Source organism: Rhodococcus sp. 14-2470-1b, assembly GCF_002259415.1.
GTDB lineage: Bacteria > Actinomycetota > Actinomycetes > Mycobacteriales > Mycobacteriaceae > Rhodococcoides.
On record NZ_NPFY01000036.1, the window covers coordinates 207,390 to 221,603 of the forward strand.

The 14,214-nt window shown below is 65.4% G+C and carries 14 protein-coding genes; 1 reads left to right on the forward strand and 13 read right to left on the reverse strand.

The annotated features are described in order from the left end of the window. Positions 1-3: 3 nt before the first annotated feature. The 13 genes from CH293_RS25590 to CH293_RS25650 all read right to left on the reverse strand — a co-directional run bounded on the left by CH293_RS25590 (position 4) and on the right by CH293_RS25650 (position 13,790). Entirely contained in the window at positions 4-279 is a 276-nt protein-coding gene (locus CH293_RS25590; RefSeq protein ID WP_094721830.1) for an acylphosphatase, read from the reverse strand. Further along, positions 276-1,172, reverse strand: coding sequence for an SMP-30/gluconolactonase/LRE family protein (locus tag CH293_RS25595; protein ID WP_255122977.1), 897 nt, complete (start codon positions 1,170-1,172; stop codon positions 276-278). Before CH293_RS25595 ends, CH293_RS25590 begins: the two co-directional genes overlap by 4 nt. 19 nt (positions 1,173-1,191) lie before the next feature. Continuing rightward, entirely contained in the window at positions 1,192-1,620 is a 429-nt protein-coding gene (locus CH293_RS25600) for an OsmC family protein (RefSeq protein ID WP_037111396.1), read from the reverse strand. Positions 1,621-1,639: 19 nt separating this feature from the next. Continuing rightward, entirely contained in the window at positions 1,640-2,512 is an 873-nt protein-coding gene (mutM, locus tag CH293_RS25605) for a bifunctional DNA-formamidopyrimidine glycosylase/DNA-(apurinic or apyrimidinic site) lyase (protein ID WP_094721832.1), read from the reverse strand. After that, positions 2,505-3,284, reverse strand: coding sequence for a ribonuclease III (gene rnc, locus CH293_RS25610; protein WP_037111392.1), 780 nt, complete (start codon positions 3,282-3,284; stop codon positions 2,505-2,507). The genes mutM and rnc overlap by 8 nt, the downstream gene beginning before the upstream one ends. Positions 3,285-3,306: 22 nt before the next feature. Next, positions 3,307-3,489 (reverse strand): 50S ribosomal protein L32, encoded by a 183-nt coding sequence (gene rpmF / locus CH293_RS25615; protein ID WP_080733022.1) that lies wholly within the window; start codon positions 3,487-3,489, stop codon positions 3,307-3,309. Further along, positions 3,490-4,011, reverse strand: coding sequence for a DUF177 domain-containing protein (locus CH293_RS25620; RefSeq protein ID WP_094721833.1), 522 nt, complete (start codon positions 4,009-4,011; stop codon positions 3,490-3,492). A 224-nt stretch (positions 4,012-4,235) separates the two neighbouring features. Further along, positions 4,236-5,003, reverse strand: coding sequence for a DivIVA domain-containing protein (locus tag CH293_RS25625; RefSeq protein ID WP_094721834.1), 768 nt, complete (start codon positions 5,001-5,003; stop codon positions 4,236-4,238). 150 nt (positions 5,004-5,153) lie between these two features. Further along, a complete protein-coding gene (coaD, locus tag CH293_RS25630) occupies positions 5,154-5,642 on the reverse strand; it encodes a pantetheine-phosphate adenylyltransferase (RefSeq protein WP_094721835.1) in 489 nt (162 codons plus the stop codon). Then, the gene (gene rsmD / locus CH293_RS25635) at positions 5,639-6,223 is read right to left on the reverse strand and encodes a 16S rRNA (guanine(966)-N(2))-methyltransferase RsmD (RefSeq protein WP_176460125.1); all 585 of its coding nucleotides are present in this window, start codon (positions 6,221-6,223) and stop codon (positions 5,639-5,641) included. The genes coaD and rsmD overlap by 4 nt, the downstream gene beginning before the upstream one ends. Positions 6,224-6,254: 31 nt before the next feature. Further along, a complete protein-coding gene (locus tag CH293_RS25640) occupies positions 6,255-9,653 on the reverse strand; it encodes a pyruvate carboxylase (protein WP_094721837.1) in 3,399 nt (1,132 codons plus the stop codon). A 137-nt stretch (positions 9,654-9,790) separates the two neighbouring features. Further along, positions 9,791-12,064: an ATP-dependent DNA helicase RecG gene (gene recG / locus CH293_RS25645; protein ID WP_094721838.1), complete on the reverse strand. Its 2,274-nt coding sequence runs from the start codon at positions 12,062-12,064 to the stop codon at positions 9,791-9,793. Between the two features lie 28 nt (positions 12,065-12,092). Continuing rightward, complete coding sequence (locus CH293_RS25650; RefSeq protein ID WP_094721839.1) at positions 12,093-13,790, reverse strand: DAK2 domain-containing protein; 1,698 nt, start codon at positions 13,788-13,790, stop codon at positions 12,093-12,095. A gap of 228 nt (positions 13,791-14,018) precedes the next feature. Here CH293_RS25650 and rpmB point away from each other — a divergent pair, with 228 nt between their 5' ends. Then, on the forward strand, positions 14,019-14,210 hold the full coding sequence (gene rpmB, locus CH293_RS25655; RefSeq protein WP_008717389.1) for a 50S ribosomal protein L28: 192 nt from the start codon (positions 14,019-14,021) through the stop codon (positions 14,208-14,210). Positions 14,211-14,214: the final 4 nt, after the last annotated feature.

Genomic DNA, 14,214 nt, shown 5'->3' on the forward strand with positions numbered 1-14,214 from the left:
GCCTCAGCGTTCGACGAATCCGGTGATTCCGCCTCGGGGCGGGTCCCAGCTCTCGACGACGAGAGTGACCGACCCGGGCGTCGTGCCGCCGCGTAGAAGTGACAGCAAGCTCTCCAGTCGATCTCGCGGGCCTTCCGCGACCACCAGGACGCGGCCGTCGGCATGGTTCGTCGCTGATCCGACCAACCCCAGCTCGAGCGCGCGGGATCGCGTCCACCATCGGAACCCGACGCCCTGCACGTGTCCGTGTACCCAGGCCGTCAATCGTTGGTCGGTCATGGCGTCAGCTTTCGCACTGATCCGTCGAAGCTCGTTGCGTACAAGGAATTCTCGTCCCAGCCCAGTCCACCGAACTCCACCGAGGACGTGAGTGGGATGCCGGTACCGACCACGCAGGAGTCACCCGTGGCGGGATCGACACGCAGAACGCGTCCGGCGAGATTCTGAGCGAGGTAGATCATGCCGTCGGGCCCGACGGTCATGTCGTCCGATGCAGTGAACGGACCGAACCCGTCGACAGGCAGGATTCTCGCCGGGCCGGCTGGATCGTCGACGTCGAGTGCGGTGATGCGCAACGACGGTTCGAACGTGTCGGCCACGTACAGCGCGTCTGCGTCCACCGCGATGCCGTTGGCGGTGCCGAGGTCGGTGCGGACGACCGACGGCACGTGCGGTGAGGCCGACGGAACGACGGTCAGACCTGTCGTGAGTCCGAGGTTGCGCGTGGTGAACAATGCTCCGTCGTCCGTCCGTGCGAGACCGTTGGGCATCACGAGACCGGCGGCGTACGTGGAACGCGCTCCAGATACGAGATCGAGTGTATCCACGGTCCCGTCGGGAATATCGAAAAGACCTGCTGCGGTGCCGTTTCCGGTCGTGAAGTACAGCACCGAGCCGTCGACGACGAGTCCCCCGGGCGATCTCACGTCGTCCACGGCGACGGACCTGACGCCGTCCGGCGAGAGCGCCTGGATCCGCCCGGGACCGAGAGGGGCGGTCTCGGACAGGTACATCGTGCTGTTGTCGCCGAACACGAGGTTCTCGAGCATGCCGTAGCCGGTGGCCACGGTGCTCACCGTCCATTCGGTGCACGCGGGTGCTGCGCTCGCGGCGGGAGCAGTCACCAGCAGTCCCGCGGCCAACGTTCCGGCCGCGACCGCAGCACCGACCATCGTGTCAGGCGTCCACACCTCAGTGGTCGATCTCGATATCGAGGTTGACCGTGGCGCCCGCCTTCAGGGTGCGACCGACGGTGCACACCTTGTCGATTGCGCGTTCGACGACGGTCAGGAGGCGTTGCTGAGCCTCCGGATCCAATTCGCTCAGGTCGACTTTAAGGATCTCGTTCAGCTCCGGATACAGCTCGTTCTCGCGGTCGGCGGCACCGGATACCTCGACGGTGGCGTCGTAGTTGTCCCCCAGTCTGCGGGACAGAGGCAGATCCGAGCTCATTCCGGTGCAGGCCGCGAGTGCAATTTTGAGCAGTTCGCCGGGCGTGAACACGCCGTCGACCGACTCCGATCCGATCAGAACCTCGGCGCCGCGTGAACTCTTGCCGGTGTATCGGCGGGTTCCGGTACGTTCGACCCAGAGTGAAGTAGGAGTGCTCGTCTCAGCCATGAGAGCCGATTGTAGGGGCCTAGCTCACCGGTCGGGTCGTGCGCGGTCGGGGTTGGCACTTGGGGCAGCTGTACGAGCTGCGGTTCATGAACTTCTCACGACGGATGGGGCTTCCGCACCGCGAGCACGGCAAACCTTCCTGCCCGTACGCGTCGAGGGAGCGATCGAAGTATCCCGATTCGCCGTTGACGTTCACGTACAGGGCGTCGAACGACGTTCCACCCTGTGCCAGCGCTTCACCCATCACAGCGTGCGCTGCAGTCAACAACCGGCGCAACGCCGGCCTGCTCAAGGTCTCGGCGATCCGGTTTCCGTGAATCTCGGCCCGCCACAATGCTTCGTCCGCGTAGATGTTTCCGACACCGGACAGAACGGTCTGATCGAGGAGCGCTCGCTTGATCTCGGTGTGTTTGCCTCGCAGGACGTTCACGACCGACTCTGCGTCGAACAGCGGATCGACCGGATCCCGGGCGATGTGCGCAACCGGTTCGGGAACGATGGTCCCGTCGACGACCGTCAGTGGTGCAATTGCCCAACCCCCGAACGTGCGCTGATCGACGAACCGTAGATCTGCCCCGTTGTCCAGGCGTGCGCGGATACGAAGATGCTTCTCGTCCGGCACTGTCGGAGGCTGCACCAGCATCTGCCCGCTCATTCCGAGGTGGACGACGACGGCGATGTCGCGGGGTTCGAGGGGAAGCCACAGATACTTGCCACGACGCTCGGCCGCCGCGATGCGACGCCCGCGCAGTTGTCCGACGAAATCCCGTGACCCGGGCAGGTGCCTGCGGATCGCGCGGGGGTGCAGGACGTCGACCGATTCGATCGTGGAGCCGACCACGTGTGTGGCCAACCCGAGTCGGACTACCTCGACCTCGGGAAGCTCAGGCATTCACGTCGGGGTCGGTGTCGACGGACAGAGCATTCCAGGCAGTGCTGGCTGCCTTCTGCTCCGCTTCCTTCTTGTTTCGGCCGACACCGACACCGAGTGCACGGCCGCCGACCAGAACGGTGGCGGTGAATTCCTTGTCGTGATCCGGGCCGGTCGACGAGATCTCGTACGCGGGGACACCGAGCGACTGTTCTGCCGTCAGCTCCTGCAGGCTCGTTTTCCAGTCGAGTCCTGCACCCAGTCGTGGTGCGCGCTCGAGCAGTTCCGCGAAGAGTCGCAGCACGACTTCACGTGCGGTGTCGATACCGTGCTGGAGGTGGATCGCACCCAGAAGCGATTCCATGCCGTCGGCGAGAATGCTCGCTTTGTCTCGGCCACCGGTTTGCTCCTCGCCCTTGCCGAGCAGGAGGTGTGCGCCCAGTCCGCCTTCGCCCAGGCCGCGTGCGACCTCCGCGAGCGCGTGCATGTTGACAACGCTTGCCCGGATCTTTGCGAGCTCACCTTCGGACTTCTCCGGGTGCGCCAGGTAAAGCCGCTCCGTGATGGTCAGGCCGAGGACGGAGTCGCCGAGGAACTCGAGTCGTTCGTTGGTGGGCAGACCGCCACGCTCGTACGCATACGAGCGGTGTGTCAATGCCAGCGTGAGAAGTGAATTCTCCAGAACAACGCCGAGAGCGGCGAGGAGCGACCCGTGGTCGTCCTCGCCGCTGCCGGCTGTTGCGCTTTTTTTCGTAGCAGGGCTACGTACAGCTGGGCTGCCTTTGTCGATCACAGCGCGTCCGATCCCGAGAAGATCAGACTGCTGCTGCGACCTGGCGGCCCTTGTAGGTGCCGCAGGACGGGCACGCAATGTGGGGCAGGGTCTTCTCGCCGCAACCACGGTTGGGGCAGGTGACGAGGGTAGGCGCAGTGGTCTTCCACTGTGCACGACGCGACCTCGTGTTGGAACGCGACATCTTGCGCTTCGGGACAGCCACTTACTTCTCCTCGACTTCGTTGTTCACAAGTTCTGTGCTCGGTTCTGATTCCACGCCAAATTTGGCTGCAAGACCAGCCCAGCGAGGATCAAGTATGTCATGACTGTGGCCGGATTCCGCAATCGCCAGGCGAACGCCGCATTCGGGGCACAATCCCTCGCAGTCTTCGCGGCAGACGGGGTGGAGCGGAAGCTCCAACCCGACCGAATCCACGATGACCGGTTCGAGGTCGATTCGATCGTCGAGAACGCGATGAATCTCGTCCTCGTCGGTCGTCTCTTCCGTGACGCTGTCCGGGTAGGCGAACAACTCGGTGAGGTACAGATCCACCGAACCGGTCACCGGCTCCAGACAACGGGTGCATTCACCTGCGGTGTCGGCACGGACGGTGCCGGTCACCAGCACGCCCTCGGACACTGCTTCGAGCCTCAGATCGAGTTCGACGGGCGTACCGGCTTCGATCGCGATTGCATCGAGTCCGATTCGGGTCGGCGCGGCCACCGTGCGCTGGATCTCCTTCATCGAGCCAGGCCGACGGCCGAGGTTGTCGATATCCAGAGCGAAACCCGAGCCCGCGGGGGAACTGGGGGTACTGCGACGGGTAGACACAACGATTCTTTCTTCTCGAAAACAGGGGAACGTCCTCACGAACTGTCGCCTGCCGCCGTCGATACGGGAGCGGGCAACCACTCGACGATACGCATTCACGCATGTGTGAGCAAATTCGGGGCCCGCCGGCGCCCGATTCAGCGTCTGGGTCGACGGAAGTCGTCCGCCGCGTCGGATCCGTAATCGGGGACCCCGGATCCGGTGCGCAGTTGCTGACGACCCCGTCCGACGGATCGGATGGTGCCGGTGAGAAACTCCTCGAACTCCGCCAGCTTCGTGTCGACGTACACGTCGCATTCGCTGCGCATGCGGTCGGACTCGGCGTGGGCGCTGTCTATCACCCGTGCGGACTCGGCGTGCGCCGCCTGCACCACCTCTGTCTGTGCGACGAGGCGTGCCTGCTCCTCGGTACCGTCGGCGACGGACCGATCGTAGGACGCCTGGCCGGCCTCGATCATGCGATCGGCTTCCGACCGCGCCCTGCTCGTGAGTGCGTCGTATTCCTGCTGCCCCTGCTCGACGGTGCGCTCGGCTGAGTCGGTGGCGTCGTCGACGAGCTGTTCCGCGTGCGCCTTCGCTTCGGCGACCATGCGATCCGCCTGCGCTTTGGCGTCGGCGAGGATGCGGTCGGCAGAGTCCCGGGCGTTCTCTACCGTGTCCTGTGCCTCGTTGTTCGCGGAGGTGACGGTCTTCTCCGCCGTCGCCCGCGCGTCGCCGACCAATTTGTCCTTGTGGTCGAGAACATCCTGGGCGTCGTCGAGTTCTCCGGGAATGGAGTCGCGAACGTCGTCGAGAAGTTCCAGCACATCGCCACGAGGTACAACGCAGCCGGCAGTCATGGGAACTCCGCGCGCCTCCTCGACGATGGCAACGAGTTCGTCGAGTGCCTCGAATACGCGGTACACCGCCCACCCCAATCGTCTAGGTACTTCTAGGTACTGGCCGTGGTCGGTCCAGTGACTGCCAGTTTGCCTGGTGATTGCCACGTGCGCGAAACACCGACGTCGGTGTGTCGCTCGATGTGGGCGGCGCAGTCGCGACTCGGGGCGCTGTGATCACTCGGCCGCGCGCTCCTCGATTCTGGCCAGCAATCGCGTGTGTACGTGCTCGGGCACCATGTCCGCGACGTCGCCGCCGAACGTCGCGACCTCCTTGACCAACGAGCTCGACAGGAAGCTGTACGTCGGATTGGCTGGGATGAACAGCGTATCGACACCCGAGAGCTTCTGGTTCATCTGAGCCATCTGCAGTTCGTAGTCGAAATCGTTCGCTCCACGCAGGCCTTTGACGATCGCGGTGTACCCCTGCTCCTTGGCGTAGTCCACCAGCAGTCCGTACCACGATGCGATCCGTACGTTGTCCAGATGCGCTGTCGCTTCGGCGATCATCTCGATGCGTTCGTCCACCGTGAAGAGGCCCCGCTTGCTCTTGTTGATCATGACGGTCACCACGATCTCGTCGAACTGCGCTGCAGCTCTTGTGATGACGTCGAGGTGACCGTTGGTCACCGGGTCGAAGGATCCAGGGCACACCGCTCCAGTCATGGCTGCACGCTATCACCGGCGGGTTCGTCGTCCGTGGTGGCGATCTCGATGCGCGTCTCGCCGTATTTCTTCACCTTCTCCGGCAGCAACCCAGGGGGCCACGCGGTTTCGGCCGAGCGACTCGATCGCTCGAGGACGACGACGGCATCACGCGCGAGCCACCCTCCCTCCAGGAGTGCTTCGAGCATGTGTCCGACGGCGGCGTCGGTCACCGCGTAGGGCGGGTCGGCCAGCACCAGATCGAACGCGGTATCCGCCGACCCTGCCAACACCGACGCGACCGGCGCACAGCGGACCGATGCCCCGGCGATTCCCACCGCTGCGGCGTTCTCACGGGCCACTGCCGCGGCACGCGCGTCGGACTCGACCAGCACCACTTTGTCGGCCCCGCGGGAGAGCGCTTCGAGTCCGAGCGCTCCGGATCCGGCGAACAAGTCGAGCACCGATGCGCCCTCGAGATCCATTCGGGCACCCAGTGAACTGAACACCGCCTCGCGCACTCGCTCCGATGTGGGGCGAGTGCCGCGAGGCGGCACCTTCAGCTTCCGGCCTCCCGCGATGCCTGCGACGATCCGAGTCATCCACGGGAGTTTACGCATCCGGCGTGCACGGCTAGTCCGCCGAATCACCGCCGATGACGATGAGCAGGTCTCCACCTTCGACCTGCTGGACACCACCGATGGCGAGTCGGGAAACCGCACCTGCCTTGGGAGCGGTGATCGCCGCTTCCATCTTCATGGCCTCGATCGTGGCGACGACGTCGCCTGCTGAAACGTTGTCGCCCTCGGACACCGACAGCGTCACCACTCCGGCGAACGGTGCGGGCACGTGACCCGAGTTGGCTTTGTCCGCCTTCTCGACCGACGGAACGTCCGAGCTGATCGAGCGGTCCCGGACCGACACGGGCCGCAGCTGTCCGTTCAGAATGCACATCACCGTGCGCATACCGCGCTCGTCGGCGTCGGATATCGCTTCGAGACCGATGAGCAATTCCACGCCCTTCTCGAGCTTGACTCGGTGCTCCTCGCCCTGGCGCAGACCGTAGAAGAACTGATTGGCGGACAACCTCGAAGTGTCGCCGTACTTCTCGCGGTGCGCAGCAAGCTCGGCGGTCGGACCGGGAAACAGCAAGCGGTTGAGGGTGTCTCGGCGCTGCGCCGACGTTCCGTCCAACGCCTTCTCGTCCTCGGCCGAGACCGGTGTTTCCTCTTTGGGCTCCGACCGTCCTTCCAATGCCTTGGTCCGCAGGGGCTCCGGCCAACCGCCGGCAGGTGTGCCGAGCTCACCGCGCAGGAAGCCGACGACCGAGTCGGGCACGTCGTACTTGCGTGGATTCTCCGCGAACTCCTCCGCCGAAGCGCCCGCGCCGACCAGAGCGAGCGCGAGATCACCTACGACCTTCGACGACGGGGTGACCTTGACCAGACGTCCCAGCATCCGGTCCGCTGCAGCGTAATTCGCCTCGACGGTCTCGAATCGATCTCCGAGTCCCAGTGCGATGGCCTGCTGACGGAGGTTGGACAGCTGCCCTCCTGGAATCTCGTGTGTGTACACGCGGCCGGTGGGCGCAGGGAGTCCGGACTCGAACGGCGCGTAGACCTTTCGCAACGCTTCCCAGTAGGGTTCGAGATCGCACACTGCTTGCAGATCGAGGCCGGTGTCGTACTCGGAATGTGCCGCGGCAGCGACGATCGCGGACAGCGCGGGCTGACTCGTCGTACCTGCCATCGCGGCGCTGGCACCGTCGACCGCGTCGGCTCCCGCTTCCCACGCCGCGAGATACGTCGCCAGCTGACCACCAGGGGTGTCGTGCGTGTGCACGTGCACCGGCAGATCGAAGTTGGACCGCAGCGCCGTCACAAGCGTCTTCGCCGCCGGGGCCCGCAGAAGACCGGCCATGTCCTTGATGGCGAGCACGTGCGCACCGGCGTCGACGATCTGCTCCGCGAGCTTCAGGTAGTAGTCCAGCGTGTAGAGCGACTCGTTCGGATTCGACAGATCACCGGTGTAGCTCAGCGCCACTTCCGCTACGGCCGTTCCCGTTTCACGAACGGCGTCGATGGCGGGACGCATCTGATCGACGTTGTTGAGCGCGTCGAAGATCCGGAAGATGTCGATACCGGTGTCGGTGGCCTCGGCCACGAACGAGCGCGTCACCTTCTCCGGGTACGGGGTGTATCCGACGGTGTTCCGCCCGCGTAGCAACATCTGCAGCGCGATGTTCGGTACCGCTTCGCGCAGCGCCGCGAGCCGCTCCCACGGATCCTCGTGCAGGAACCGCAGCGCCACATCGTAGGTCGCTCCGCCCCACGCCTCGATCGACAGCAGTTCCGGGGTGGTGCGTGCCACGTAGGGCGCCACCATCAACAGGCCCGACGTGCGCACGCGAGTCGCGAGGAGCGACTGGTGTGCGTCGCGGAACGTCGTGTCGGTGACGCCGACGGCCTTGCGGTTGCGCAGATCCCGGGCGAAGCCCTCGGGCCCGAGTTCGAGAAGACGCTGGCGGCTGCCGTCGGGAATCGGTGCCGAGAAATCGACCTCGGGGAGCTTGTCCTGGGGGTAGACCGCCGACGGACGTTCACCGTGCGGCTTGTTGACCGTCACGTCGGCGAGGTACGTCAGGATCTTCGTGCCGCGATCGCCGGAAGTGCGGGCCGTCAGCAGCTCCGGACGTTCCTCGATGAACGACGTCGTCACACGTCCGGCCGTGAAGTCCGGATCGACGAGCACAGCCTGCAGGAACGGGATATTGGTCGCGACGCCGCGGATGCGGAACTCGGCCACTGCCCGACGCGCACGCGCGACGGCAGTGTCGAAATCGCGTCCTCGACAGGTGAGCTTGACGAGCATCGAGTCGAAGTAGGCGCCCACCTCGGCACCGAGAGTGGTTCCGCCGTCCAAGCGAACACCCGCGCCGCCCGGTGTGCGGTAGGCGGTGATGCGGCCGGTGTCGGGACGGAAGCCGTTGGCCGGGTCCTCGGTGGTGATGCGGCACTGCAGCGCGGCGCCGCGCAACACGATGGTGTCCTGGCTCAGGCCCAGATCGGCCAGGGTCTCCCCCGACGCGATTCGGAGCTGGGACTGCACGAGGTCGACGTCGGTCACTTCTTCGGTGACCGTGTGCTCGACCTGGATTCGCGGGTTCATCTCGATGAAGACGTGGTTACCGCGGGTGTCGAGGAGGAACTCGACCGTGCCCGCGCAGGAGTAGCCGATCTCTTTCGCGAAGGCGACGGCGTCCGCGCAGATCTTCTCTCGAACACCGTCGGGCAGGTTGGGCGCGGGAGCGAGCTCGATGACCTTCTGGTGACGACGCTGCAGGCTGCAGTCACGCTCGAAGAGGTGGACCACGTTGCCCTGGCCATCGGCGAGAATCTGAACCTCGATGTGGCGCGGATCGATGACGGCCTGTTCGAGGAAGACAGTGGGGTCGCCGAAGGCGGATTCGGCCTCACGTGCAGCGGCCTCGATCGACTCACGCAACTGGGCAGGCTCGGCGACGCGGCGCATACCGCGCCCCCCACCACCGGCCACTGCCTTGACGAACACCGGAAACGTCATCGATTCCGACGCCGCGACCAACTCGTCGACGTCGCTCGACGGCTCCGACGACGCCAGCACCGGCAGACCCGCTCGCTTGGCGGCCGCGATCGCCCTGGCCTTGTTGCCCGTCAGCTCGAGTACCTCGGACGACGGACCGACGAAGGTGATTCCCGCCTCGGCGCAGGCCGCGGCCAGGTCCGGATTCTCCGACAGAAAGCCGTATCCCGGGTACACCGCGTCGGCACCGGAGCGCTTCGCGGCAGCGACGATTTCGTCGACCGAGAGGTACGCGCGAACGGGGTGCCCCTTCTCGCCTATCTCGTATGCCTCGTCGGCCTTCGTCCGATGAACCGAATTACGGTCCTCGAACGGGAAGACGGCCACGGTAGCGGCACCCAACTCGTACGACGCGCGGAACGCACGGATGGCGATCTCACCGCGATTGGCAACCAACACTTTGGAGAACATTGGCCAAACCTACCGCCGAAGATCCCCGCCGATGGGCAACCCGTCTCGAAATGTGGGATGAAAAGCCCAACTGCCGCATCTGAAACGGTGCAGTCCCGAAAATACCGGCGCTCGTACGCTTCGAATCGGGAACCGGTTCAGGATTTGTCGAGATACTCGGCTCGGTCCGATCGCCACGCAGACTTCATCATCGACGCGATTCCGGGGTGACGTTCCAGTTCGGGATCGCCCTCGAAGATGGTGCGCGCGCAGGAGTGCGCGTCGTCGATGACGTCCTCGTCCTCGATCAGCGACAACAGGCGCATGCTGCTGACGGTTCCGGACTGTGCAGCGCCGAGGACGTCGCCTTCCTTACGGGTCGCGAGGTCCAGATTGGCCAGCTCGAAGCCGTCGTTGGTCGAGGCCACGGACTGAAGACGCGAGAAGGACTGTCCGTTCGGGCTGAGCTGGCTGATCATGATGCACAGACCCTGATGGCCGCCACGCCCGATTCGGCCGCGGAGCTGATGCAACTGGCTGATACCGAAACGGTCCGCGTCCTCGATGACCATGACCGTCGCGTTGGGTACGTCGACGCCGACCTCGACGACGGTGGTGCACACGAGAACGTCGATCTCGCCTGCATTGAATTCGGACATTGCGGCGTCCTTGTCGTCCGGGTGCATACGCCCGTGCAGAAGACCTACTCGAAGATCGGCCAGGGGCCCCGTGCTCAGCAGCTCGTACATCTGGAGCGCCGACTTGGTCTCCGGGAGGTTCGGACCATCCGTCATCGCGCTCCGCGTCCGTCTCTTCTCCATCTGTTTTTCCTCGTCGTCGCCGATTCGTGAGCACACGACGTACGCCTGCCTGCCCTGGGCGACTTCCTCACCGATACGTTGCCATGCACGGTCGACCCACGCCGGTTTGTCCGCGGACGAGACGACGCTGCTGACGATGGGCGAACGTCCGCGCGGAAGTTCGTCGAGGATCGAGGTCTCCAGGTCGCCGAGCGACGCGAGAGCGATGGTGCGCGGAATCGGCGTGGCGGTCATGACGAGCAGATGCGGACTGATGCCGTCTTTCGCCTTCCCGCGCAGCGCGTCGCGTTGCTCGACGCCGAATCGGTGTTGCTCGTCGACGACGACCATGCCGAGGTCCATGAACGACACCCGGTCCTGGATCAGTGCGTGGGTCCCGATGACGATTCCCGCGTCACCGGTCACGACGTCGAGCAGAGCCTTCCTCTTCGCCGCCGTTCCCATCGACCCGGTCAGCAACGTCACCCGCGTGGCGAGTGCGTCCGCACCCAGTTCGCCTGCGCCCGCAAGGGTGCCGAGCATCGAGGTGATCGAGCGCGCGTGCTGGGACGCGAGAACTTCGGTCGGGGCCAGCAGTGCGCACTGATGGCCTGCGTCGACCACCTGCAGCATCGCCCGCAGCGCGACGATCGTCTTACCCGAGCCGACTTCACCTTGCAGCAGCCGCGACATGGGGTGCCCACCGGACAGGTCGGCCGAGATCTCACCGGCGACCTTGCGTTGCCCGTCGGTGAGTGTGAAGGGCAGCCGACGCTCGAACTCGGCTGCGATCCCGTCGTCGCGTGCGGCGCATACCGGGGCTGTCCGCGTCGACACGTCGCGCCGCCTGGCGGCGAGTACCAACTGCACCGCCAGTGCCTCGTCGAACTTGAGGCGATCCCTGGCGTGCTGCTTCTCTTCGACCGAATCAGGAAAGTGAATCCAGTGGAGCGCGGTGTCCAGCGAGACCAGACCTCGCTCGGCCAGCACGACGTCGGGAACCGGGTCCTCCACCGGCGCAAGTCTGTCGAGGATCCACCGGATGCCCCGCATGAACGTCCAGCTCTCGACGTCCTTGGATGCGGCGTACAGCGGTACGAAACTGCGCTCGAAGATCGTCATGTCGACGCTGCCGGAGTCGTCGACGGCGCCCCGCGCCACGCCGGCCAGTGCGCCGCCGCCGACGATGCGACCCGAGGGAACGACGGCTCCGTCCTCGTCGTCACCGCCGAGGATCACGTAGCCGGGATGGGTGAGATTCCACTTGCGGCCGAAATACTTGACCTTGCCCGAGAACATGCCTTTCCTACCGGGCACCAGCACGTGCTTGAGCTTGTGCGGGCTGAAGAACGTCGCGTCGATGACCTGCCCTTCGGCGGCGAGGGACACCGCCAGGAACTGCCCTTTTCTTGCTTTCATGTTCTTCAGAACCGCGGAGGTGATGGTCGCGACGATGGTGATGTGCTCACCCTCGGGCGGCTCCTTCTCGGTGAGCTCGGCGCCCTGGGTCATGTATCGGATGGGGTAGTACCGCAGCAGATCTTCGACGGTGTGCAGGTCGAAGTGCTGGGCGAACGGTTCGGCGATCTTCGTGCCGAGTACCTCATCGAGGCGATCTGCCATGTTCACCATCGTCGTTGCCTACCCGACCCTCTCTCGTTCACTCCACGCCCAACTGGACCACGTCGCCGGGTTGCCCTCCCGTGTAGAGGATCACCTCGACCCCGGGATGATGCTCCGCGACATGGTGAGCGAGCGCATCCACGACGTCAGGTTCCCTCTCACCGTCACCGTCACCGGTGCCGGGCGCACCGCGCAGCATCGTCACCATCTCACCTCCCACCGACAGAAGTTGATCGAGCAAGATTTTTCCCGCGGTGATCACATCGGCGCCGATCACGACGACGTCGTGCCCGACCAGACCGAGGCCGTCACCGGGTTCACACGTACCCACCCAGGTCAGTGACCGCTCGTCCGCAATTCTGAGCGATGCCCACCGAGTGCCCGCTGCGGCCTCGGACATCGCGTAGGCATCGTCGACGGCCGCGCGGGCTGGGTTGTGCACGGCGAGCGCGGCCAACCCCTGCACCATCGACGACGACGGCAGCATCAGGACGTCCTTCCCGGCCGTGCGCGACGCGATGGACACCGACACCAGTTCCTGGGCGGACAGCGCGCCGTTCGGCAGAACCAGAACCTCGGTGTGCGGGGCCCCGACGATCGCGGCGCACAGTTCGGCCGGGCCGACCTCGGCGGTGTCGCAGCGCAACACCGAGGCTCCTTCGACGCTGTACAACTCTTCCGCCCCGTCGCCTGCAACGACGGCGAGGATGTCGCGTCCACGGACAACTCCCGTGTGCTCGCCGTCGGTTCCGTGGCTGCCGTCGTGGGAACCCCCTGCGTCGAGTACCTCGATTCGAACATTGTGCAGCTGCCCGAACCGCAGACCTGCTTCGACCGCGAGGCCTGCATTGGCCGTGTGCACGTGGGCGGTCCACGATCCCGCACCGTCGCCTGCGACCACGACGGAATCGCCCAGTTCACCGAGGGCGGCACGCAACCTCGGCACCTCGTGATCGTCGATACCGAGGACGGAATAGAGCACCTCGAAACCCGGGGAAGGCCGTGCGAGGCGATGTACGGGCTCGACCGTGGTGTCGGGAGCCGGTCGCACGGTTCCGAGTTCGGTTCGGTGGTATCGCCGACGCGTCACCTCGGTGCCGGTCACGATCGACGCGAGCGCGTCGAGCATCACGACGAGACCGAGTGCACCCGCGTCGACGACTCCGGCGACGTCCAGGGCAGGTAGTTGGGTGCGGGTTGCGTCCAGAGCCGACGCCGCTGCCTCCGACGCGCTCGACGCGACCGCCTCCAAGTCGCCGGGCGGGCGGGACTGCGCTGCCGTCGACGCAGCAGCGAGGACGGTCACGATGGTGCCTTCCATCGGAACGCTCACCGCTTCGAGAACCAGCTCCGCCGCACGGGCCAACGCAGCCTGCACTCCTGCGCCGTCGAGTGCACCTGCGGCGCACTGCTCGGCGACCGCCCTCAGCACCTGGGACACGATGACACCGGAGTTTCCGCGCGCCCCGGACACGGCTCCGCGGGCGAGAGCCGCGGCCGCCTCCGACAGCGTGGCGTCGGCTCCGACGGTGCGCATGCACTCGACGGCCGAGCGGACGGTGAAGACCAGGTTGGTTCCGGTGTCCGAATCGGGGATCGGGAAGACGTTGAGTTCGTTCATCTCGTCACATCGGTCGCTCAATCCGTCGACGCACCGATAGGCCCACTGCTTGATCAGGTCGACGGTGAGCTCGGTGTGCGGTCGACGAATCCGTCCGCCGGACTGCTCACCCATCTGTGCCGCTCCCCGATCTCGCCTGCTTCGTCCCGAGCAACAGTAGACTCGAAGCACCCGCGAGTGCCGGTCAGGCACCGACGGTGGGCTGGCGGTTTGGACAATCTGCACCGCGCCGCTATTCTTGCAGGGTTGCCCGATGAGGAGCGGCGTGTTCTTGCACGCCGAGGTTCGTCGGGCGTACGCCCCACTGTTAACGATCAATCATCTATCAAGGAGTTCGCGACTATGGCTGCCGTCTGCGACGTATGCGCCAAAGGGCCCGGCTTCGGTAAGTCGGTCTCGCACTCGCACCGACGGACCAACCGTCGTTGGAACCCGAACATCCAGACCGTTCACGCCCAGGTTGCCCCCGGTAACTCGAAGCGTATGAACGTCTGCACCTCCTGCCTGAAGGCCGGCAAGGTGGTTCGCGGCTGATTTC

What these genes read in the sequence shown, in the direction of transcription:
- rsmD (WP_176460125.1), bottom strand. Translation starts at nt 6,223, where the DNA reads ATGACTCGGATCGTCGCAGGCATCGCGGGAGGCCGGAAGCTGAAGGTG.
- CH293_RS25640 (WP_094721837.1), bottom strand. Translation starts at nt 9,653, where the DNA reads ATGTTCTCCAAAGTGTTGGTTGCCAATCGCGGTGAGATCGCCATCCGT.
- CH293_RS25595 (WP_255122977.1), bottom strand. Translation starts at nt 1,172, where the DNA reads ATGGTCGGTGCTGCGGTCGCGGCCGGAACGTTGGCCGCGGGACTGCTG.
- rpmB (WP_008717389.1), top strand. Translation starts at nt 14,019, where the DNA reads ATGGCTGCCGTCTGCGACGTATGCGCCAAAGGGCCCGGCTTCGGTAAG.
- CH293_RS25620 (WP_094721833.1), bottom strand. Translation starts at nt 4,011, where the DNA reads ATGAAGGAGATCCAGCGCACGGTGGCCGCGCCGACCCGAATCGGACTC.
- recG (WP_094721838.1), bottom strand. Translation starts at nt 12,064, where the DNA reads ATGGTGAACATGGCAGATCGCCTCGATGAGGTACTCGGCACGAAGATC.
- mutM (WP_094721832.1), bottom strand. Translation starts at nt 2,512, where the DNA reads ATGCCTGAGCTTCCCGAGGTCGAGGTAGTCCGACTCGGGTTGGCCACA.
- CH293_RS25650 (WP_094721839.1), bottom strand. Translation starts at nt 13,790, where the DNA reads ATGGGTGAGCAGTCCGGCGGACGGATTCGTCGACCGCACACCGAGCTC.
- CH293_RS25600 (WP_037111396.1), bottom strand. Translation starts at nt 1,620, where the DNA reads ATGGCTGAGACGAGCACTCCTACTTCACTCTGGGTCGAACGTACCGGA.
- CH293_RS25590 (WP_094721830.1), bottom strand. Translation starts at nt 279, where the DNA reads ATGACCGACCAACGATTGACGGCCTGGGTACACGGACACGTGCAGGGC.
- coaD (WP_094721835.1), bottom strand. Translation starts at nt 5,642, where the DNA reads ATGACTGGAGCGGTGTGCCCTGGATCCTTCGACCCGGTGACCAACGGT.